This window comes from Cellulosimicrobium sp. PMB13 (assembly GCF_051294865.1).
Taxonomy (GTDB): Bacteria; Actinomycetota; Actinomycetes; order Actinomycetales; family Cellulomonadaceae; genus Cellulosimicrobium.
In genome coordinates this window covers 17,271-37,323 of sequence record NZ_CP145910.1, presented here as the reverse complement: position 1 = coordinate 37,323, position 20,053 = coordinate 17,271, and the positions used below count along the sequence as shown (strand labels likewise).

General features: G+C 75.5%; 16 protein-coding genes. 5 read left to right on the top strand and 11 right to left on the bottom strand.

The genetic code is table 11. The features are described from left to right. Positions 1–4 precede the first annotated feature (4 nt). From V5D56_RS00365 to pnuC, 7 genes are all read right to left on the bottom strand, one after another. Positions 5–1,543 carry an AMP-binding protein gene (locus V5D56_RS00365; RefSeq protein WP_435737092.1) on the bottom strand — a complete coding sequence of 513 codons (1,539 nt, stop codon included), beginning with the start codon at positions 1,541–1,543 and terminating at the stop codon, positions 5–7. Between the two features lie 29 nt (positions 1,544–1,572). After that, positions 1,573–2,205, bottom strand: coding sequence for a hypothetical protein (locus V5D56_RS00360; protein ID WP_435737091.1), 633 nt, complete (start codon positions 2,203–2,205; stop codon positions 1,573–1,575). Further along, on the bottom strand, positions 2,195–4,156 hold the full coding sequence (locus V5D56_RS00355; RefSeq protein WP_435737090.1) for a hypothetical protein: 1,962 nt from the start codon (positions 4,154–4,156) through the stop codon (positions 2,195–2,197). The genes V5D56_RS00360 and V5D56_RS00355 overlap by 11 nt, the downstream gene beginning before the upstream one ends. After that, on the bottom strand, positions 4,153–5,496 hold the full coding sequence (locus tag V5D56_RS00350; protein WP_435737089.1) for a hypothetical protein: 1,344 nt from the start codon (positions 5,494–5,496) through the stop codon (positions 4,153–4,155). The genes V5D56_RS00355 and V5D56_RS00350 overlap by 4 nt, the downstream gene beginning before the upstream one ends. After that, positions 5,472–7,079 carry an ATPase gene (locus V5D56_RS00345; RefSeq protein WP_435737088.1) on the bottom strand — a complete coding sequence of 536 codons (1,608 nt, stop codon included), beginning with the start codon at positions 7,077–7,079 and terminating at the stop codon, positions 5,472–5,474. Before V5D56_RS00345 ends, V5D56_RS00350 begins: the two co-directional genes overlap by 25 nt. Before the next feature lie 351 nt (positions 7,080–7,430). Further along, positions 7,431–8,558 (bottom strand): AAA family ATPase, encoded by a 1,128-nt coding sequence (locus V5D56_RS00340; RefSeq protein WP_435737087.1) that lies wholly within the window; start codon positions 8,556–8,558, stop codon positions 7,431–7,433. Beyond that, the gene (gene pnuC, locus V5D56_RS00335; protein ID WP_435737086.1) at positions 8,555–9,217 is read right to left on the bottom strand and encodes a nicotinamide riboside transporter PnuC; all 663 of its coding nucleotides are present in this window, start codon (positions 9,215–9,217) and stop codon (positions 8,555–8,557) included. Before pnuC ends, V5D56_RS00340 begins: the two co-directional genes overlap by 4 nt. Positions 9,218–9,322: 105 nt before the next feature. Between pnuC and V5D56_RS00330 the strand changes: the two genes are divergently transcribed. Next, complete coding sequence (locus V5D56_RS00330) at positions 9,323–9,766, top strand: OsmC family peroxiredoxin (RefSeq protein ID WP_435737085.1); 444 nt, start codon at positions 9,323–9,325, stop codon at positions 9,764–9,766. A 115-nt stretch (positions 9,767–9,881) separates the two neighbouring features. Here V5D56_RS00330 and V5D56_RS00325 read toward each other — a convergent pair whose 3' ends face one another. Then, on the bottom strand, positions 9,882–10,925 hold the full coding sequence (locus V5D56_RS00325; RefSeq protein ID WP_435737084.1) for an NAD-dependent epimerase/dehydratase family protein: 1,044 nt from the start codon (positions 10,923–10,925) through the stop codon (positions 9,882–9,884). Positions 10,926–10,981: 56 nt separating this feature from the next. Beyond that, positions 10,982–11,653: a TetR/AcrR family transcriptional regulator gene (locus V5D56_RS00320; RefSeq protein WP_435737083.1), complete on the bottom strand. Its 672-nt coding sequence runs from the start codon at positions 11,651–11,653 to the stop codon at positions 10,982–10,984. A 171-nt stretch (positions 11,654–11,824) separates the two neighbouring features. Between V5D56_RS00320 and V5D56_RS00315 the strand changes: the two genes are divergently transcribed. The 3 genes from V5D56_RS00315 to V5D56_RS00305 all read left to right on the top strand — a co-directional run bounded on the left by V5D56_RS00315 (position 11,825) and on the right by V5D56_RS00305 (position 17,871). Further along, complete coding sequence (locus V5D56_RS00315; RefSeq protein ID WP_435737082.1) at positions 11,825–12,520, top strand: hypothetical protein; 696 nt, start codon at positions 11,825–11,827, stop codon at positions 12,518–12,520. Beyond that, positions 12,517–14,643 (top strand): YhgE/Pip family protein, encoded by a 2,127-nt coding sequence (locus tag V5D56_RS00310; RefSeq protein WP_435737081.1) that lies wholly within the window; start codon positions 12,517–12,519, stop codon positions 14,641–14,643. The genes V5D56_RS00315 and V5D56_RS00310 overlap by 4 nt, the downstream gene beginning before the upstream one ends. A gap of 261 nt (positions 14,644–14,904) precedes the next feature. Continuing rightward, positions 14,905–17,871 (top strand): FAD-binding and (Fe-S)-binding domain-containing protein, encoded by a 2,967-nt coding sequence (locus V5D56_RS00305; protein WP_435738922.1) that lies wholly within the window; start codon positions 14,905–14,907, stop codon positions 17,869–17,871. 9 nt (positions 17,872–17,880) lie between these two features. Here V5D56_RS00305 and V5D56_RS00300 read toward each other — a convergent pair whose 3' ends face one another. Both V5D56_RS00300 and V5D56_RS00295 read right to left on the bottom strand, forming a co-directional pair. After that, positions 17,881–18,906 carry an NADP-dependent oxidoreductase gene (locus V5D56_RS00300; RefSeq protein WP_435737080.1) on the bottom strand — a complete coding sequence of 342 codons (1,026 nt, stop codon included), beginning with the start codon at positions 18,904–18,906 and terminating at the stop codon, positions 17,881–17,883. A gap of 44 nt (positions 18,907–18,950) precedes the next feature. Continuing rightward, complete coding sequence (locus V5D56_RS00295; protein ID WP_435737079.1) at positions 18,951–19,337, bottom strand: DUF1304 family protein; 387 nt, start codon at positions 19,335–19,337, stop codon at positions 18,951–18,953. A gap of 88 nt (positions 19,338–19,425) precedes the next feature. On the opposite strand from V5D56_RS00295, the gene V5D56_RS00290 reads away from it, so the two are divergent. Continuing rightward, the gene (locus V5D56_RS00290; protein WP_435737078.1) at positions 19,426–20,049 is read left to right on the top strand and encodes a TetR/AcrR family transcriptional regulator; all 624 of its coding nucleotides are present in this window, start codon (positions 19,426–19,428) and stop codon (positions 20,047–20,049) included. The last annotated feature ends 4 nt before the right edge of the window (positions 20,050–20,053 follow it).

Below are 20,053 nucleotides of genomic sequence, written 5' to 3'. Positions count from 1 at the left end.
GGCGTCACGCCGCGCCGCCGGGCACGTCGCTGGACCAGCGCCGGGCCCGGCCGTCGCCGAGCCGGGCCGGGCTCACCTCGTGCACGGTGACGGGCCTGTCCAGCAGGTGCCCGACGGCGGCCCCCGCCTCCCGGGCGACCGTCGCCCCGGCGGCGCCCCGGGCGTCGGGGACGACGTCGAGCACGACGCTCCCGTCGGCGTGCTGGTGGAGCTGCCACGCGGCCATGCCCTGCGCCTGGAGGTGCTGGGCGGCGTCGACCGACGGCACCCAGGCGCCGTCGGACCGCAGGTACCGCACGGGGGAGCGGCCCTCCAGGTCGTGGAGCTCGACCCGGTCCCCACGCCGGACGAGGCGCGCGTGGTCGCCCGTGCGGTAGCGCAGCAGGGGGAGGTAGGGGTTCTCGTCGACCGTGACGACGACCTCGCCGCGGCCGCCCTCGGGGGCCGGGGTGCCGTCGGCGGCGAGGACCTCGACCCACACGCGCCGGCCCGGCACGACGACGAACGGGCCGCCGTCGACGCGCGACGCGACGGCCCCGGTCTCGCGCAGGCCGTAGAGGTCCACCACGGGCACGTCCCACGTGGCGCGCAGGCGCGACCGTGCGACGTCGGACAGGTGCGCGGCCCCGCTGACGAGCGCGACCGGGTGCACGTCGAGCCCGGCCTCGGCGAGCCGGGCGAGCGCGAGGAGCGGGAGCGGCGAGCTCGACACGACCTGGGGGTCCTGCGCCGCGAGGAACGCCTCGCGGTCGCCGGGCCGCGTCCACGCGCCGGGGTCGAGGTTGACGCGCGCCATGCCGGGGGCGGCGACGCCGGGCTCGCGCCGGAACCCCGTCATCGCCGACGCGTAGGTGAACGCCTGCCGCTGGTCCACGAGGTTCATCAGGCCCAACCGGCCGGGCTCCGGCTCCCACGTCGCACCGGCGTCCGTGACGAGGTGCTGGAGGAGCACGAGGTCGGCCGCGACCGTCACCGGGTGCAGCGGGATGCGGACCGCGGCACCCGTGCTTCCCGAGCTGGTGCCCTCGAGCACGCGGCCGAGCGGCACGTCGACGGGCACGAACGCCGCGACGTCGCGACGCAGGTCGTCGCGCGAGACCGGCGTGACGTCGGTCAGCGGCGAGGCGACGCCGCTCTCGCCGCGGTCGCGAGCGCGCCGGTACCGCGGCACGACGGCGTGCGCCCGGGCCACGAGGTCCCGCACCCAGCCGGGTGGCTCGCCGGGCGAGTCCTGGTCGGACGACCCCGACGCGAGACGTGCGGCGACGTCGTCGAGCAGGGGCAGGTCGTCGGGGCGCAGCCGGTCTCCCGTGACGTGGACCCAGACCGGGGCGGCGGGATCACCGCGGACGGCGTCGAGCGCCTCGCGGCCGGCGGCATCGAGCGTGGGCCAGCGCTCGGTGTCCGTGAGCGCGACCGCCCCGCCCGGCGTGTACTCGCCGAGCGCGAGGACGTCGTCCGGCGTGGCGGGCGGGCGGGCGTCCGGACGGGCGTCCGGGCGCGGATCGTCCGGCGCGCCAGCGGTCCCGGGTCCTGTCGTCACGTCTCCTCCGTCGGTCGGTGGCTCGTCGGTCAGTAGTTCGCGTACTGCGCGGCGGCCTCCTTGGCCCGCTTGTCCGCGAGCTCGCGCGCGAGCTGCTCGGCCCGCCGCGCCTCCTCGGCCATCTCGCGCGCGATGCGCCGCTGCTCGGCCGTGCTCACGGCGGTCCAGCGGTCCTGCGCGACCACCGGGCTCTCGCCCGCGGGCCGCAGCCCCAGCTCGCGCAGCACCGCGCGCGCCAGCTCCTCGCGCGCCGTCGGCTCGTGGACCCACGTGGTCGCGGTGCGCAGCGTCGCGAGCTCGGGCACGAGCCGGGACACGAGCCCGACGAGCGCGGCGGGCGTCGCCGCGGCCCGGAGGGCAGGGGCGGAGCGCAGGCGCTCGTCGCGCAGGAGCCAGCACACGGTGCCCGCGAGCGCCGCGTAGGGCGCGATCACGCACAGCTCGTCGACCGCGCGTCGTGCGTCCGGCTGCAGGACGCCGACCGCGTGCGGCCCGGCGAGCAGGTCGGCGGTGTCGGCGACGAGGGCGGCGACGACCGCCGCGGGGTCGAGCACGTCCGGCGGCGTGTCGGCGAGGCGGCGCACGACGTCGGCGAGCGCCGGGCCCTCCGCCGTCGCGGGCGACGCGCCCGCGGCCGTCGTGCCGGTGCGGTCATCGGCCACGGTGGGCTCCTCCCGGTCGGTCGACGCCGGGCGCGGCGCCCCACAGCTCTCGCGCGAACGCCCGCGCGAACGCGACGAGGTCCTCCTGGGTCCGCACGGCGTGCACCCGGTAGCCGACGGCGTACTCGCGGACCTGGTCCGCGGTCGCGTCCGTCGTGTCCAGCACGAGCGTCCCGCCGCCGGCTGCTGCCGCGACCGACCTCGCGGCGACGCTCTCGTGCGGGGCCACGAGCTCGTTCCCGTCCGGTCGTGCCCAGCGGGGGCGCACCGCGTCGGGGAACATCGTCACGACACCGTCGTCCGAGATGACGGCGACGTGGCACGGGCGCGTGCGCGTCGGCGGCGCGCCGGTCCCGGGGTCGCCGAGGTGGGTGCGCTCGAGCAGCGGCACGGGGAACGAGGTGCCCCCGCCGAAGTGGGCGACCACCGCGTCGAGCACCCGGTCCTCGTCGCGCACGAAGCCGTCGGTTCCGGCGATCTGCTGCGGGCCGCTCCACGTCGTGGCCTGGACGCGAGCGCCCGCGCGCAGGGCCGAGAGCGCGAGCACCGCCCCGGCGAGCGCGATCGGCGCGACGCGCTGCGACGGGTCGGGCATGGACCCCGACGAGTCGAGGTACAGGTCGAGGTCGACGGGGACCCGGTCGGGCTCGTCGCCCGCGTCCTCGTCGACGGAGCGCCGCACGGTCGTGAAGCCGGGCACGACGACGGGCGAGCGCAGCAGCGACCCCGTCCAGTCCACCTCGCCCAGGTCGTCACCGACGTCCCACTGCTCGTGCGCGCCGAGCAGCGGCTCCGACGCGCGGACGTGCTCACGCACCGGGAACGGCACGAGGAGCGGCGCGGCGTGCTCGCGGTACCAGCGCCGGGCCGACGCAGCGGCGTCGGACGTGAGCCCCAGCAGCCGCAGCGTCGCGGCGTAGTCGGCGGGCGCGAGGCTCTGGCCCGGCGCGTCGTGCGCACCGGTGCCGTCCCCCTCCTGACCGATGCCCGGGGACCCCGCGTCCGGCGTCGTGGGTGCGCCGTCGTCCGGGCCCAGGCCGAGGTCTCCGACCACGCGGGGGTCGAGCGCGGGGTGCTGCACGGGTGCGACGGCGCGCGGGTCGGTCGCGAGGCCACCCGGCACGGCACCGGCGGCCTCGTCCTGCCCGCACACCACCTGGGGCAGCGAGGACCGGCGGCGCTGCAGGTGTCGCCGACGCGCCTCGCGGTCTCCCCGCCCCGGTCGATCCTGGCGCCGTGCGTCCCGGGAGGTGGCGTCGGAACCCGCCTCCGACGCGAGCAGCGTGCGCAGCAGCACGGCGAACCCGGCCGCACCGCCGACAGGGTCGTCCGCGTACGCGCGCACGAGGCGCGCGACGAGCGTCGCCTCGCGCTCGGGAACCTCGAGCTCGCCAGAGGCCAGGTCGCCGCGCGGCAGACCCCAGAGGATCTCGTTCGCGCGGAGCACGGTCTGCATGACGACGCTCGTGCCCGGCCCGAGCGCGCGCCACAGCCCGACCATGTCGATCCCCGCGCGGCGCTGCAGCCGGTCGTTGATGAGCAGGTCGCTCCACAGGTTCGCGGTGAGCGACGCGAGCTGGTCCTGGTCCACGAGCCCGGCGCGCGTGCGCGCGACGAGGAGCGCGCTCGTCGTGAGGTCGCCCGGCGACAGGACGTGGTGCCCGACCTCGTGCGCGAGGACCGCGACGGCGTGGTCCTGGATCCCCAGCGCGACGACGTCCGACAGGTCCACGTGCACGCTCACGCGCGTCGTCGAGAACCAGGCGAACGAGCCCACGTCCGCCGGGGTCGTTCCCGGGCCGTGCAGCGTCGGGGCGCCGAGGCGCGTGAAGCGCCCCCAGGCGGCGAGCGCCTCGGGCCACGCGTCCTGCCAGCGCTGCCGCAGCACACCGATCTCGTCCGTCACCCGGTCCGGCGGCGCGCCGTCCGCGGACGCCGCGGGCCCGCTCACCGCGGCCACCGCACGAGGAGGACGTCGTACGACCCGGTGCGGCTCACCAGCATCAGCCGGCCCGACGGCGTGTCGACAGACGCCGAACCGCTGAGGTCCGCCAGGTCCTCCTCGCGCGCGGGTGCCGGAGCCCCGCCGCCCGCGCAGAAGACGCCGCCCGGGTCCAGGTGGGCGACCGGCTCCTCGGCTCGCGGTGCCCGGGCGACGAAGGACCCGTGGACGTCGGCGACGAGCGTCCAGTCGACCGTCCCGGCACCGTCGGGAGCGAGCAGGAGCCATCGCACGCCCGGGTGCCGCGCGTCCGCGCCCACGACGACCGCCGGGGAGAGCCACGGGCCGCCGAACCCCCGGAACCCGCCGAACCGGCCCAGCACCTGAGCGGGTCCGTGCACGCCTCGCAGCAGGACGGTCGGCGCGGCGCTGTCGCCGCCGCTGCGGTCCGGCCACCACCACGGGTCCGCGGCGTGCCGGTCGAGGACGGACTGCACGTCTGCGTCACCCGGTCCGACGTCGCCCGGCGCGGCGGGCCCGGTGGTGTCGTCCGCGGAGCCGGCGAGCGACAGCGCGGCGCGCGCGACCTCGTCGGGCAGGCGCTGCGCGGCGTCGAGAGCGGCGGCGCGGTAGCGCACGAGGCCGCTGCGCCACGCGGCGACGAGCACCGCGCCCCGGATCAGGTCGGCCGGTCTCGTGCTGGTCGTGCCGGTCGGGCTGACCGTGCTGGTCGGGCTGGTCGTGCCGGTCGGGCTGACCGTGCTGGTCGGGCTGGTCGTGCCGGTCGGGCTGACCGCGTCGCCCGCGAGCGGAGACCGCGCCGTCGCGTGCGAGGCGTCGACGACGCGCCGCCCCCATGCGGTGACGTCGCCCCGGGAGCCGGGACCGCCACCCATCGCCCGTGCGGCGTCCACGACGGCCGCGACCGTCACCCCGGGCGCGGCCGCGAGCCACGGCGACAGGCGCGGCACGACCTCCAGGACGGCCGCCCGCTCAGGACCGCCGGTGCGCCAGCGGCGCGCCGGCACGAGCCGCGCGGCGACATCGACGAGCGCGTCGCACGTCGCGGCGAACGCGTCCGGATCGAGCTGTGCGCCCAGGGGCTCTGCGGCCACCGCGACCTCGCGCACGGCGTCCGCGAGCAGGTCCCGGTCCGCACCGTGCGCGAGCGCGCGGGCGAGCACCGCGTCGTACCGGTCCCGGGCCGCGAGGGCGCGGCTCGCGAACGCCGGGCTCGTGGTGACAGGCGGGCTCGAGGTGACAGGCGGGCTCGAGGTGTCCGCCGCGGTGGCGGACTCGGGCGACCGGGCGGCGTCGGGCAGCGTCACGTGCCGCTCCAGCGCAGCCACGTGAGGTAGTTGGTGTACCGCTGGTGGGCGTACTTCAGGGCGAGCGCGTCCTCGTAGAGGTGCCCGTGGAGCTTGGCGTGCTGCTGCCAGGACGCGAGCACGGTCTCGATGCGTGCGAGGCGTCGCAGCACGTCCGCCTCGGGCAGTCCCTCGAGCCCCGCGCCGACCTCGCGGAGGATGTCGCCGACGTCGTCCCGGTCGTCGAGCCCTGTTGCGTCGTACTGGCGGCACGCGGTGTCGAACAGGTCGCGGATCCACGACACCCGGTCCGAGCGCAGCGGCTCGCGGTCGCGGTCGTCGAACGGCGCGGACCGGAGGTCGGGCAGCAGCTTGTCGTGGAGCACGAACGGGAGCACCGCGCGCAGGTCGGCCAGGTCCACCTCGGCGTTGCCGCGGAAGTACGCCATCGCCTTCGCGTACGCGACGAGCGACTGCAGCGCGCGGACCGACAGCCCGTTGAGCGTCTGCGCGCCGACGTCGCCCAGGCGGTCGCGGCCCGTGTCCGACGTCGCGACGAGGTGCGGGTCGACGCCCGCGACGCGCGCCGTGTCCTTCGTCCGGTACTCGAACTGCCAGCCCGCGCGCTCGAGCACCTCCAGCTGGCTCGCGAAGAACTCGAGCCGGCGGCGCACCGGCTCCGGGAGCGGCACGGCGAGGATCGCGGCGTGCAGCGCGGCGTGCTCCGCGGCGTCGAACACGATCTCCGGCGGCACGTTCTCCTCGGGACGCACGCGCCGCTCCGCGCGGGCCACGAGATCGCCGAGGAAGCGGTTGTTGAACGGCATCGCGTGCACGACGACGTCGATCCGGTCCCGCAGCGCGTCGACCACCTGGTACGTGCCGCCGCCCGCGTCGTCGTTCGCGGTGAGGTACCAGGCGGCGTCGCCCGTCTCGTAGACCTGGTCGTACACCTCGACGTACCCGTCCGCGAGGACGGTGAGCAGCGCCGACTGGGTGCGCGTCGGGATGCGGTTGTACTCGTCGACGATCTTCACGCGCATGCCGAGCCACGACCGCCACGCGACGTCCACGTCCGCGAGGCTGTCCGCCTGCACGAGGTCCTTCGGCAGCGGCGTCCCGAACAGGTCCGACACCGTGAGCTGCGGGTGCCCGTGCTGCATCGCTCGCCGCACCTCGCGCACCGGGTAGCCCGCGAGCACGCCCATGAGCACGGCGCTCGCCGTCTTGCCGCGACCCGGCCCGCCGATCATCAGGCACCGGCCCCGCACCGCGAACGTCAGCAGCGGGAGCAGCACGAAGCTCGAGTACGACTGGTCGCTCGGGAGGTTCAGCAGCGCCTTGGAGTCGCCGAGCCGAAAGCTCGTCTCCGCGGCGCCCGGTGCCGAGAACTCGACGTCGTAGTGCGGGCTGATGATCGCGTGGTTGACGACCCAGAAGTACGCCTGCCGCAGCTTCTCGTCGAGCGGCAGCCCCGTGCGGGTCTCGCCGTCGGCCCCTGCCGCGTCCGCGACCGGCGTGCCGAACAGGTCGTCGACACCCAGGGCGAACGGGTCGCGACCGTCCGTGCCCCCCGAGGGCTGCGGGCGCGTCGGCGCGGAGGACACGTGCTCGAGATCGGTCACGGGCCGATCCTGCCATCCTTCGTCGGCGGTGAGCAGGTGGTCCACAGGTCGTCTGCGCGGTGCGGGTCCGCGGGGTTCCCGGGTGGCGGCGGCGGGTCTACCATCCGCCGCACGGACCTCCCGGCCATCCAGTCAGCGCCCACCACGACCCGCCGCCACCACCCGTCCACCCCGCTCGGCTCCCGTCTCGCCCGAGCGGCGCGTCGCCCCGGGTTCGACGCCGAGCCCCGGGTTGTGCGGCCATGCCAGGCTTGAGCGGCGCGTCACCCGGGGTTCGACGCCGAGCCCTGGGTTGTGCGGCCACGCCAGGCGTGAGCGGCGCACAACCCGGGGTTCGACGACGGGCCGCCGTCAGTAGGCGTCGGTGCCGGCCTGGGGGAGCGGGTCGGCGACGTACCGCGGGGTCGTGAGCAGCGGTACGACGGCGGCCAGCGCGTCCGCGAGCCGGGTCGCCCGGTCGCCGCGCATCTCGAACCACGGGACGCCGGGGTGGTCGCCGTCCGCGGAGGGCAGCTCAGCCGGGCCGAGGTGGTGGACGACGTCGGCCGGCTCGGCCAGGCGCGGCCCCGTCGCGGCGAGAACCTGGCGGAAGCGGTCCTGCATCGCGTGGCGCACGTGCTCGCCGTCGCGCAGGCCGTCCTGGACGAACGGGATCTCGTCGCCCGTGAGGACGTAGAGGTCGGGGCGTCGGGTGGCGGCCAGCGCCTCGACGCTCGGGGAGCGGTCGCCGACGTAGCGCTCGTGCCACAGGGTCGTCGCGAGGACGTCGGTGTCGCAGACCAGCAGGGGGACGGGCGCGGCCGCGGCGGCGTCGTCCTCGCGCCGCGCCTGCTCGCGCGCGACGAGGTCGAACTCGGCCGTGTGCCACGGCGCCGTGAGACCGCCCGGACGAATTTCGGACCACTCGCGGCCGAACTCGGGGACGGGGTCGAGGCCGAGGTGCGCGGCGAGGTCGGTCGCGAGCGTCGTCGATCCCGTCGACTCGGCGCCGAGCACGACGACGCGCCGCACGTACCAGGACCGCACGCCCGCGGGCAGCGCCCACCAGTGCGCGGCCGGGTCCGCCCGCACCGCCGACCCGGAGACCGGCAGGTTCCGACGGTCCGGGTCGACCTGGACCCACGTCGCGTCGAAGCGTCGCGCGAGCTCGATCCCGTAGCGGTCGGACGTGAGCACCGCGTCGACGGGCGGGTCATCGGGGTCGAGGAGCGCCTGCATGACCTTGACGTGCTCGTCCCACGCGTGCGGGTCGGCGTAGTCCACGGGCGCGTCGTCGAGCCCGTGCACGACGTGCGCCCCCGGCGCCTCGGCGCGCAGCCAGTCGGCGCGCAGCGCGGCGGGGATCGACTCGCGCGTCGAGGCGAGCACCTGCACCGTGACGCGCTCGCAGCGGGCGAGCGCGGTGCGCACGAGCTGGAGGTGGCCCGCGTGCGGCGGGTAGAACTTCCCGATCACGAGGCCGTGGGCGAACTCCCTCACCGGCCCGACCCCGCGTCGTCGGGCACGGGCGAGCCCGACCCCGCGTCGTCGGGCACGACGGCCGCGCCCGGACCGGGCCGCACCTCGGCGGCGACGCCTGGACCGGGCGCGCGCGCCGCCGACCACTCGCGCAACCCCTGGACGCACAGCACGACGAAGCCGACGTAGAGCACGGCGGTGAGCCAGAGACCCTGGCTCGCGTAGAGGCCGACGAGCACGACGTCCGTGGCGATCCACACCCACCAGTTCCCGATCCACTTGCGCCCGAGCATCGTCTGGGCGAGCAGGCTCGACGACGTGGTGAGCGCGTCCCAGAACGGCACGGTCGAGTCGGTCCACGCGGTGAGGACCGCGACGAGCACCGCCGTGCACACGGCCGCGGCGACCAGCCCGACCACCCAGGCGGCGCGCGGCGTCCGGTGCACCACGAGCGCTCCCCGCCCCGGCCCGCCCCGCAGCCACCAGTACCAGCCGAGCGCCCCGAGCACGAGGTACACGACCTGCAGGCCGGCGTTGGCGTACAGGCCCGTGCCGGTGAAGAGCACGAGGAACACGACGTTGTTGGCCAGCCCGACGGGGAACGTCCACACGTTCTGCCGCACCGCGAGCCACACGCACGCGGCGCCGGTGACGAATCCCAGGATCTCCTCGATGCTCACGGGCGCCCACTCTATGGTCCGGGTGCCCGACGGCGCGGTGCCGGGTTACGGTCGGGACGAGCCCGGGCGCGTCCCCGGGACCCACGACGTCGAAGGAGCACCCGCATGCCCACTCGTATCGCACGCACCGCCTGGAACGGCGGCCTGCAGGACGGCCAGGGCCAGGTCGAGCTGTCGAGCTCGAAGGTCGGCACGTACGACGTCTCGTTCCCGCGTCGTGCCGCGGACGACGCCGGCGGCGTCACGAGCCCCGAGGAGCTCATCGCGGCGGCGCACTCGTCGTGCTTCGCGATGCAGCTCTCCGCCGTGCTCGGCGAGGCGGGCGCGACGCCCGTCGCGCTCGAGGTCACCGTCGAGGTGGAGCTCGGCCCGGACCCGGCCGGCGGCTTCAAGATCCCGTCCATCGCCGTCACCGTCCGCGGTGAGGTCGAGGGCATCGACGAGGCCGGCTTCCAGAAGGCGGCCGAGACCGCCAAGGCGACGTGCCCGGTGTCGAAGGCGCTCGCGGGCGTCGAGTCGATCACGCTGGACGCCTCGCTCGAGGGCTGATGCCCGTCGCTCTGCCGAACCCGGGGTTACCGCGTGCTCACGTCCGTGAGCGCCCGGTAACCCCGGGTTCGGCGCGTCAGGGCGCCCAGCGTCAGCGGAGCGAGAGCCTGAGCGGTCAGCGGGGGACGAGCGGCGGGGTCGACGTGCCGGCGCCGTCGCGGATACCCGTGACGAGCTCGGCGAGCGTGTCCTTCGCGTCGTGGACCGGCGCCCAGCGGAGCAGCTCCTTCGCGAACGTCGTGTCGAGCACGGGGACCCGCATCGCCATGTCGAGCCAGCCCTCGCCGACCGGGACGAGCCGCGCGCGCCACGCCGCCGCCAGCGCGGTGCGCGCCGTGCCGAACGGGACCTCGCGCCACGAGCCGTCCGCGACGACGTCGGCGACGTCCTGCGCGGTGAGCACGGTCGGGTGGGCGACGTTGAACGGCCCTGGGTGGCGCCCGACGACGATGCGCGCGTACGCGTCGGCGAGGTCGTCGGCGTGGACGACCTGGAGGCGCAGCCCGCCGGGGAGCGGCACGGTCGGGAGGGGCTCGCGGCGCAGCACGCGCGTGCCGAACGGTCCGAGGAAGTAGCGGGAGATCTCGGACGCCGCGTCGCGCTGGAAGACGAGGGCCGACCGCACGCGCGAGACGACGAGACCGGTCTCGCGGTCCACGTCGTCGAGCAGGGACTCGACCGCGGCCTTGTCCTCGGAGTAGGACGACCCCGGGATGCCCTCGACGGGCCAGGCCTCGGAGACGGGCGTGTCGCGCGCCTCGCCCGCGTAGCGCGCGGGGGAGTAGGCACCGACGGAGGAGGCCACGACGAGGTGCTGCACGCCGGCGCGGCGCACGGCCGCCGTCACGCGCCGCGTCCCCTCGACGTTGACGCGGCGCAGGTAGCGCCGGTCGTGGCTCGGCTGGATCGCCCACGCGAGGTGCACGACGACGTCGGCACCGGCGACGGCGGCGTCGAGGCGCTCGTCGGCGTCGCTCGCGGCCACGTCGGCGTAGCGCCAGGTCGCGACGTCGTGGGGGAACCGCACGGTGCTCGACCCGTCGGCGCGCGGCACGCGCCGTGCGACCGCGACCACGGAGGTCACGACGGGCTCCTCCGTGAGGCGGCGCAGCAGCGCCGTCCCGACGTTCCCGCTCGCCCCGACGACCACCACGCGCATAGGGTGCCTCCGCTCTCGACGACCGTGGCGGGCACGACCCGCCGCCGGGTCCGACGCTAGCCCGCCGCGCCCGAGTTCGCGCGGGCGATGCCGAGCACGACGCTGCGTGCGGGCTCGCTGAGCTCGGGCACGAGGACGACCGTGCTCGCGAGCACGAGCCGCTCGATCTCGGTGCGCGTGAGGTCGCTGCCGCCGAGCCACGCCGCGGTGACGTTCTCGACGAGAGCGACCCAGCCGCCGACGAGCAGGTCCCAACGCGGCGTGGGCACGCCCCCGACGGTCGTCGCGGTCGTCGTCATCCGCAGGACGAGGCCCGCACGCACCGCGGCGAGGGCTTCCTGCGTGGCCGGGTCGTCGCCGAGCGTGCCGCGCCACAGGTCCTGCCAGACCCGGCGGCGCGACTCCACGGTGTCGAGGAAGGCCGCGACGGCGCGGGCGGGACGCTCGGCGAGGGGGCGGTCCTCGGGGGCGACGGTCGCGCGCTCGAGCTCGGCGACGGCCTCGAGCACGACGGCGCGGCGCAGCCCGGACGTGGAGCCGAAGTAGTGGAAGACCAGGGCCCTGGACGCCCCGGCGCCGGACGCGACGGCGGCGGGCGTCAGGGCGTCGAGACCCTGCTCGTCGGCGAGGCGGGCCGCGGCGTCGAGGAGCTCGCGTCGTCGGTCGGCCGGTTCACGTCGCGTGCGGCTGCGCGTCGGGTGCTCGCCGGTCGCGGGGGAGGTGCTCATGGCACCGTTCTACGCGGCTGTTGACTCGAAGTCAATATGGCTCGTACTCTTGTTGACACATAGTCAACGAGCGCCGCAGGCGGCACCCGGGCACGCTGCCGGGAGGGCCGGTGGCGCAGGCGGGCGGAGGCGGACCGGTCGGTGTCGTCCTCGCAGGAAGGAAGTCCCGAGGTGCAGATCACCCTCGCCGGCGTGCGCGTCGACGGGCGGCGCGAGCCGATGCTCGAGCCCCTGGACCTGGAGTGGCGCACGGGCGAGGCCGTGCTCGTCGCGGGAGAGCCCGGCCACGGGCACACCGCGCTCGCGCTGGTCGCGACCGGGCGCTTCGCTCCGAGCGCGGGCGAGGTCCGCCTCGAACCGTCGCCCTCGGGGGCGCACAGCGAGCCCGGGACCGCGCGGGCTGCCGACCTGCGCGCGGTGAGCGCCGTCGTCGACGTGCCCGGCGTGAGCGAGCCCGACGACGCGCTGACCGTCGCCGCCGTCGTCGCCGAGGGCCTGGCGCTCGCCGGGCGGCGCAGCCTCCCGACGGACGTGACCCGGTGGCTCGCGGAGCACTCGTTGGCGACGGACCGCGGACGACGGCTCGACCAGGTGCCCGGCGTCGTCCGGACCGCGCTGCTCGCAGCGCTCGCGGCCGAGCGCGAGGGCGTGCGCTTCCTCGTCCTCACCCTGCCCGACCGGCACGGAGGAGAGCCCAGCGGGTGGTGGGAGGTCGCGCAGACGCTCGCGGCGTCCGGCCTCGGAGTCCTCGTGCAGTGCTCGCGCTCGTCCGCGCGCGACCTCGGCGTCGACCTCCCGCCCGCGCACGGCTCGTTCTCCGTCCCGCCCGTCGTGGCGCTGCGCACCGCCCCGGAGGTGACCCGATGACCGCCGTCCGTCTCGGCCTGTCGGAGCTGCGGCGCCTCGCGTCGGGCACGCTGCCGCGTCTCGCGATCCTCGCGATGGCCCTCATCCCGACCCTCTACGCCGGGCTCTACCTCTTCGCGAACCACGACCCCTACGGCCGGCTCGACGAGATCCCGGCCGCACTCGTCGTGCTGGACGAGGGCACCACGACGACCGATGCCGAGAGCGGCGCGACGACCGAGCGCGACTTCGGGCGCGACGTCGCGGACCAGCTCCTCGACGACGGCGGGTTCGGCTGGGTCGAGACGTCCCAGGTGGACGCCGAGTACGGCGTGCGCTCCGGCCGCTACGACGCGGCGCTCGTCATCGGCCCGACGTTCTCGGCGGACCTCGCGTCGGCGGGCCAGTTCGAGCCGCAGCAGGCGAGCCTCACGCTCGTCACGAACGACGCCAACAACTACCTCGCGCGCACGATCGCCGACCAGATCGTCGGGAAGGTGCGCGACTCGATCGCGTCGCAGGTCGGGACGGAGGCGGCCGACACCTTCCTGCGCGGCTTCGCGTCGATCCACACGAACCTCGCCGACGCGGTCGACGGCGCCGACCAGCTCCTCGACGGGTCGACTCAGCTCCGGGACGGCCTGGTCACCGCGGACGACGGCGCGCACACGCTCGCGGACGGTGCGGCGCAGGCTGCCGACGGCGCGGCGACGCTGCGCTCGAGCGTCGGGCCTCTCGCGGACGCGGCCGGGCAGCTCGACGACGGCGCGGACCAGCTCGCGACCGGCCTCGGCACGTTGCGGGACCGCACCGCGTCGCTGCCCGACCAGACGCGGCAGCTCGCCGACGGCGCGGCCCAGGTCGCTGACGGCAACGCCCAGGTCGCGCAGTACGGGCAGCAGGCCGCGGACGCCGCCGAGCAGGTGCTCCCGGCGCTCGACACGGTCCGGGACGACGTGGGGACGGCGCTCGACGAGCGTCTCGGCGAGCTCGTCGACCAGGGCGTCCTCACGCAGGAGCAGGCCGACACGGTCCGCGCCGACGTGCAGTCGCAGGTCGCCCCGGTCCTCGACGCCCAGCGTCAGCAGGTCCAGGGCGCGGTCGACCAGGTCGAGGGCGCGTCCGCGCAGCTCGACCGCCTCGCCGACGGGTCGCGCCAGGTGTCCGACGGCGCGGGCGCGCTCGCCGCCGCGACGCCGCAGCTCACGTCCGGCATCTCGACCGCCGCCGACGGCGCGACGAGGCTCGCCGACGGGACGGGGCAGCTCGCCGCCGCGACGCCCGCGCTGGTCGACGGCGTCGGGCGGCTCGCGGACGGCACCGCCCAGGTGTCCGACGGCGCGAGCAGCCTCGCGGACGGCACCGCGCAGCTGCGCGACGGGTCGGGCGAGCTCGTCGACGGCGTCACGCAGCTGCGCGACGGGCTCGCCGAGGGCCTGGGTCAGGTGCCGGACCTCGACGAGCAGACGCGCCAGGACACCGCCGAGACGATCGGCAACCCGGTGTCGGTGCGCAACGAGGCGCTCGCCTCGGCGGGCACCTACGGCGGCGGCCTCGCGCCGTTCTTCCTCTCGCTCGCGACGTGGATCGGCGCGTACGTGCTCTTCCTGCTCGTGCGCCCGCTCTCGACGCGCGCCCTCGCGGCCGGGCGCTCGGGGCTCGCGACGGCGCTCGGAGGATGGCTCACCCCGGCCGCGATCGGCGTCGTGCAGGTCGCGGCGATGTTCACGGTGACGAAGTTCGCGCTCGACATCGACCCCGTGCACGGCGTAGGCACCGCGCTGTTCCTCGTGCTCGTGTCCGCGACGTTCGTCGCGATCCTCCAGGCGCTCAACGTGTGGCTCGGCGCGGCCGGCCAGTTCCTCGGGCTCGTGCTGATGCTGGTCCAGCTCGTCACCGCGGGCGGCACGTTCCCGTGGCAGACGATCCCGCAGCCGCTCCAGGGGATGCACCGGTTCCTGCCCATGACGTACGCCGTCGAGGGACTGCGGCAGCTCCTCTACGGCGGGAACCTGGCGACCGTCGCGCGCGACGTCACCGTCCTCGCCGTCGTGCTCGCGGGGGCGCTCGCCCTGACGACCGTCGCCGCGCGCCGCCAGCGCGTGTGGACGGTGACGAAGCTCCAGCCCGAGCTCGTCCTCTGACGCCGAGGTAGAACCGCAGGTCGCGAGGTAGAACTCCCGGAGCTCTACCTCGCGACCTGCGGTTCTATCTCGCGCAGGGGCTCGCGGTGCGGGTCACCGAGCGGACGGTCGGACGGCGCGCCGACGGACAGTGCGAGAATCACCGACGTGTCCGCTGAGATCGACGCCACCCCGACCCCCGCCCGGCAGCACGACGGGAACGGCTCGCGGCGGTCCGGCTCCGGCGCCGTCACCACCGCCGAGGCCGAGCACGCCGCGGCCCTGCGCGAGGCCGAGCGCGCCGCCGACGCTGCCCGCGCGGCCCTCGCCGACGCGCTGCGCACCGTGACGCGCGGCGACGTCGACCCGTCGTCCCGGCGCCGCGCCGAGTACTCCACCGACGCGTCCAACTACCGCGTGGTCCCGGAGGTCGTCGTGCTCCCGCAGGACGTCGACGACGCGGTGGCCGCGCTCGACGTCGCGCGCGAGCTCGAGGTCCCGATCACGGCGCGCGGCGCCGGGACGTCGGTCGCCGGAAACTCCGTCGGACCGGGCGTCGTCCTCGACTTCTCGCGCCACGTGCACCGCGTCCTCGACGTCGACCCCGAGGCCCGCACGGCCCGGGTCGAGCCGGGGGTCGTGATGTCGGCCCTCCAGCAGGCCGCCGCGCCGCACGGGCTGCGCTTCGGCCCGGACCCCTCGACGCAGAACCGCGCGACGCTCGGCGGGATGATCGGCAACAACGCGTGCGGCCCGCACGCCGTGGCGTACGGCCGCACGGCGGACAACGTGATCGAGCTCGACGTGGTCGACGGGACCGGCCGGCGCTTCACCGCCGGGAAGGGCGACCCGACGTTCGCCGCGGTCCCGGGTCTCGCCGAGCTCGTGCGCGAGAACCTGGCCCTCATCCGCACCGAGTTCGGTCGCTTCGGCCGCCAGGTGTCGGGCTACTCGCTCGAGCACCTCCTCCCGGAGAACGGCTCCGACCTCGCGAAGGCGCTCGTGGGGACCGAGGGCACGCTCGTCACGATCCTCGAGGCCACGGTCCGGCTCGTCCCCGTGCCGTCCAAGCCGACGCTCGTGGTCCTCGGCTACCCGGACATGCCGTCCGCGGCCGACGACGTCCCGACCTTCCTCGGCCTGAACCCGCTCGCGGTCGAGGGGCTCGACGCCCGACTGGTCGACGTCGTGCGCCGCGCCAAGGGCGACGCCTCGGTCCCGCCGCTGCCGCCGGGCGCGGGCTGGCTCATGGTCGAGGTCGGCGGCGCGACCCCCGAGGAGGCGATGGCGAACGCCGAGGCGATCGTCGCGGCGTCGGGCAGCGAGGCGACGATGATCCTCCCGGCCGGACCGGAGGCCACCAAGATGTGGCAGATCCGGGCCGACGGCGCGGGCCTGGCCGGGCGCACGCCGTCGGGCGAGCAGGCGTGGCCGGGCTGGGAGGACTCGGCGGTCCCGCCGGAGAAGCTCGGTGCCTACCTGCGCGACCTCGACGCGCTCATGGCGCGCTACGGCGTCGACGGCCTGCCGTACGGGCACTTCGGCGACGGGTGCGTGCACCTGCGCATCGACCTGCCGCTGGAGGCGTCGGGATCGGTGCTGCGCACGTTCATGCTCGAGGCCGCCGAGCTGGTCGCGAAGTACGGCGGCTCGCTCTCGGGCGAGCACGGCGACGGGCGCGCGCGCTCCGAGCTCCTGCCGCTGATGTACAGCCCGGAGGCCATCGCGCTCCTCGAGCGCTTCAAGGCGCTGTTCGACCCGCAGGACGTCATGAACCCGGGCGTCGTCGTGCGCCCGCGCGCGATCGACGACGACCTGCGCCGTCCGCAGGCCCACCCCGTGCTCTCGGCGGTCGGCGCCGCGGGCGGGCCGGGCACGACGGCGCCGGCGAAGGTCGGGAAGATCTCGCGCCGCGCGGGCTACCAGGGCTTCTCGTTCGCGCACGACCACGGCGACATGACGCAGGCCGTGCACCGCTGCGTCGGCGTCGGCAAGTGTCGTGCCGACACGAGCGCCGCGGGCGGGTTCATGTGCCCGTCGTACCAGGCGACGAAGGACGAGAAGGACGTCACGCGCGGTCGCGCCCGCGTCCTGCAGGAGGCCGTGAACGGCACGCTCGTCGGCGGGCTCGCCGCGCCCGAGGTGCACGAGTCGCTCGACCTGTGCCTGTCGTGCAAGGCGTGCTCGAGCGACTGCCCGGCGGGCGTCGACATGGCGCAGTACAAGTCCGAGGTGCTGTACCGCACGTACCGCGGGAAGCTGCGGCCCGTCGACCACTACTCGCTCGGGTGGCTGCCGGTCTGGGCGCGGCTCGCGACGGGCATGCCGCGGCTCGTCAACAAGCTCTTCGGCATCCGCCCGGTCGGGAAGACCGTGCTCTGGGCGGGCGGTATGGACACGCGTCGCAAGATGACGACGTTCGCCGAGGTCCCGTTCCGCACGTGGTGGAAGCGCGGCGGCGCGACGCAGGGCGTGCCAGGCCTGCGCATCGGCCAGGCGCCGGGCCGGCCCGCGCGCGACGAGCGTCCGAAGGTCGTCCTGTGGACCGACTCGTTCAGCGACAACATGTCGCCGACGGTCCCGCAGGCGGCCGTCAAGGTCCTCACCGCCGCCGGGTACGACGTCGTGGTCCCCGAGCAGGAGGCGTGCTGCGGCCTGACGTGGATCAGCACGGGCCAGCTCGACGGCGCGCGCAAGCGCCTCGAGCACCTGCTGTCGGTCCTCGGCCCGTACGCCGTGAACGGCATCCCGATCATGGGGCTCGAGCCGTCGTGCACCGCGGTCCTGCGCTCCGACCTCGTCGACCTGTTCCCCGACGACCCCCGCGCGGTCGCGGTGTCCCGGGCGACGCGCACGCTCGCCGAGCTGCTCACGTCGGTCGACACCGCGCCGGGCAAGGACTCCGGGTGGCGCGTGCCCGACCTCTCGGACGTGACCGCCGTCGTGCAGCCGCACTGCCACCAGCACTCGGTCATGGGCTTCGCCGCCGACGAGCGCCTGCTGCGCTCCGCAGGGGCCACGATCAAGGTCCTCGCCGGGTGCTGTGGTCTCGCGGGCAACTTCGGGATGCAGAAGGGGCACTACGAGACGTCGGTCGCGGTCGCGGAGAACGCCCTGCTGCCCGCGCTGCGTGACGCCGAGCCGGGCGACGTGTACCTCGCGGACGGGTTCTCGTGCCGCACGCAGGCCGACGACCTCGCAGGGGTCCAGGGCAAGGCGCTCGTCGAGCTTCTCGCCGAGCGCCTCTGACCCCGGGCGTCAGCCCTGCGTCGGGCCGACGCGCACGACCATCTTGCCGACGTTGCCGCCGCGCATCATGTCGAGGAACGCGTCGACCGCGTGGTCGATGCCGTCGACGACCGTCTCGTCGTAGGCGATCTTCCCCTCGGCGAACCAGCCGGTCATGCGCTCGCGGAACTCGCCGGAGAGCCCGAGGTAGCCGCCGAGCGTGAAGCCGCGCAGCGTGAGGCCCCGCGTGATGAGGTTCGCCAGGTTGTCCGGGCCGGGGGCGCGGCCGGTCGTGTTGTACCCGGCGATGGCCCCGCACAGGGCGACCCGTCCGCCGTCGTTCATGACATCGAGCGCGGCTTCCAGGTGGTCGCCGCCGACGTTGTCGAAGAACACGTCCACGCCGTCCGGCACGAGCGCGGGGAGCTGCTCGCGCACGGGCGCGGCCTTGTAGTCGAGGGCGGCGTCGTAGCCGTAGCGCGACGTGAGGAGCTCGACCTTCTCGGGGCCGCCGGCGGACCCGACGACGCGCGACGCACCCAGCAGGCGGGCGATCTGCCCGGCCGCGGTCCCGACGGCGCCCGCGGCGCCCGAGACGAGGACGGTGTCGCCGGGCTGCATCCCGGCGATCGCGGTGAGGCCGACGTAGGCCGTCAGCCCGGTCATGCCCAGGATCCCCAGGTGGACCGACGACGGGTGGCCGGGAATCTCCGGCACCACGCGGAACCCGGCGGCGTCTTCCTGCACGACGTCCCGCCAGCCGTGCTGGTGCAGCACCAGCGCGCCGACGGGGAGGTCGTCGACCGTCGTCTCGACGACGCGGCCCACCGCACCGCCGGTCATGGTCTCGCCGAGCGCGAAGGGCGGGGTGTAGCTCTTCACGTCGTTCATGCGGCCGCGCATGTACGGGTCGACGGACACGAACTCGTTGACCACGCGCACCTCGCCGGGGGCGAGGTCGCCGTACTCGACGGTGACGGTGCGGAAGTCGTCGTGCGTCGGCCAGCCCTCGGGGCGGGCGGCGAGCTGGACCTGGGTGCTGCGGGCGGACGTCATGCGGAGGGCCTCCGGTGGGGTCGGGTGTGGCGGCTTCTGGGGGGTCAGGACACGAGGGCGACGACGACCGCCAGGACCGCGAGGAGCGGGAGCGTGCCCTGCTTCACCGCGGCCGCGCGGTGCGCGCGCGACGAGAGGAGCAGGACGAGCGCGGCCGCGAGCATCGACCCGGTGCCCGTGAGGACGAGCGTCGTGCCGACGGTCGTCTCGCCCGCGACGTGGAGGACGACGCCGAGCACGGTGACGATCGCGAGGAACAGGTTGTAGAACCCCTGGTTGAACGCGAGCGACTTCGTGGCTTCCGCCTCCTCGGCGGTCGTGGCGAACGTGGCGCGGGCGCGGGGGGACGTCCAGGCGACGGACTCCAGGTAGAAGATCACGACGTGGAGCGCCGCCGCAGCGGTGGCGAGCACGAGTCCGACGGCGATCACGGTGTCACGTCCCTTCGACGGCCCGGCGGGTGCCGGGGTTCTGTACTGAGCGTTACACAACCTATACTGGACTGCACGGTTCACAAAAATGGCAGGGAGCACCGGGGTGGGTAGACCGCAGTCGTTCGACACGACCGATGCCGTCCGCGCCGCGCGCGCCGCCTTCTGGGAGCACGGGTACGAGGACGCGTCGCTGCCGCTCCTCGAACGGGCCACGGGACTGCGCCGGTCGAGCCTCTACCACGCGTTCGGGAGCAAGCGCGGGCTGTTCGACGCCGCCGTCGCCAGCTATCTCGACGAGGTCGTCCGTCCGCGGCTCGCGGCGCTCACGGCACCCGAGGTGTCCGCGGGCGCGGTGGTCGACTACTTCGTCGGGCTGCGCGCCGCGCTCGCCGCGCCGGGCACGGTCCAGGCGGACAGCGGCTGCCTGCTCATCAACGCCGCGGGAGCGCCGATCGGCAAGGACGCGGTCGTGCGGGAGACCGTGGCCGCCTACCGGGCCGAGCTGCGCGCGGCGATCCGGGCCGGCGTCGTCGCCCGCCTCCCCGACCGGGACCCGGCCGAGCACGACCGCGTCGCCGACCTGTGCACCGCGCTGCTGGTCTCGGCCTTCCTCCTCACGCGGGTCGACCACCCGCAGGCGCTCGCCAACCTCGACGCCGCGCTCGACCTTCTCACGCTCGACGGCGCCCCGGCCCCGGCGCCGAGGTAGAGCC

Coding starts and splice junctions, on each gene's coding strand:
- V5D56_RS00330 (WP_435737085.1), top strand. CDS start 9,323: ATGCCCACTCGTATCGCACGCACCGCCTGGAACGGCGGCCTGCAGGAC.
- V5D56_RS00325 (WP_435737084.1), bottom strand. CDS start 10,925: ATGCGCGTGGTGGTCGTCGGGGCGAGCGGGAACGTCGGGACGGCGCTG.
- V5D56_RS00320 (WP_435737083.1), bottom strand. CDS start 11,653: ATGAGCACCTCCCCCGCGACCGGCGAGCACCCGACGCGCAGCCGCACG.
- V5D56_RS00310 (WP_435737081.1), top strand. CDS start 12,517: ATGACCGCCGTCCGTCTCGGCCTGTCGGAGCTGCGGCGCCTCGCGTCG.
- V5D56_RS00300 (WP_435737080.1), bottom strand. CDS start 18,906: ATGACGTCCGCCCGCAGCACCCAGGTCCAGCTCGCCGCCCGCCCCGAG.
- V5D56_RS00290 (WP_435737078.1), top strand. CDS start 19,426: ATGGCAGGGAGCACCGGGGTGGGTAGACCGCAGTCGTTCGACACGACC.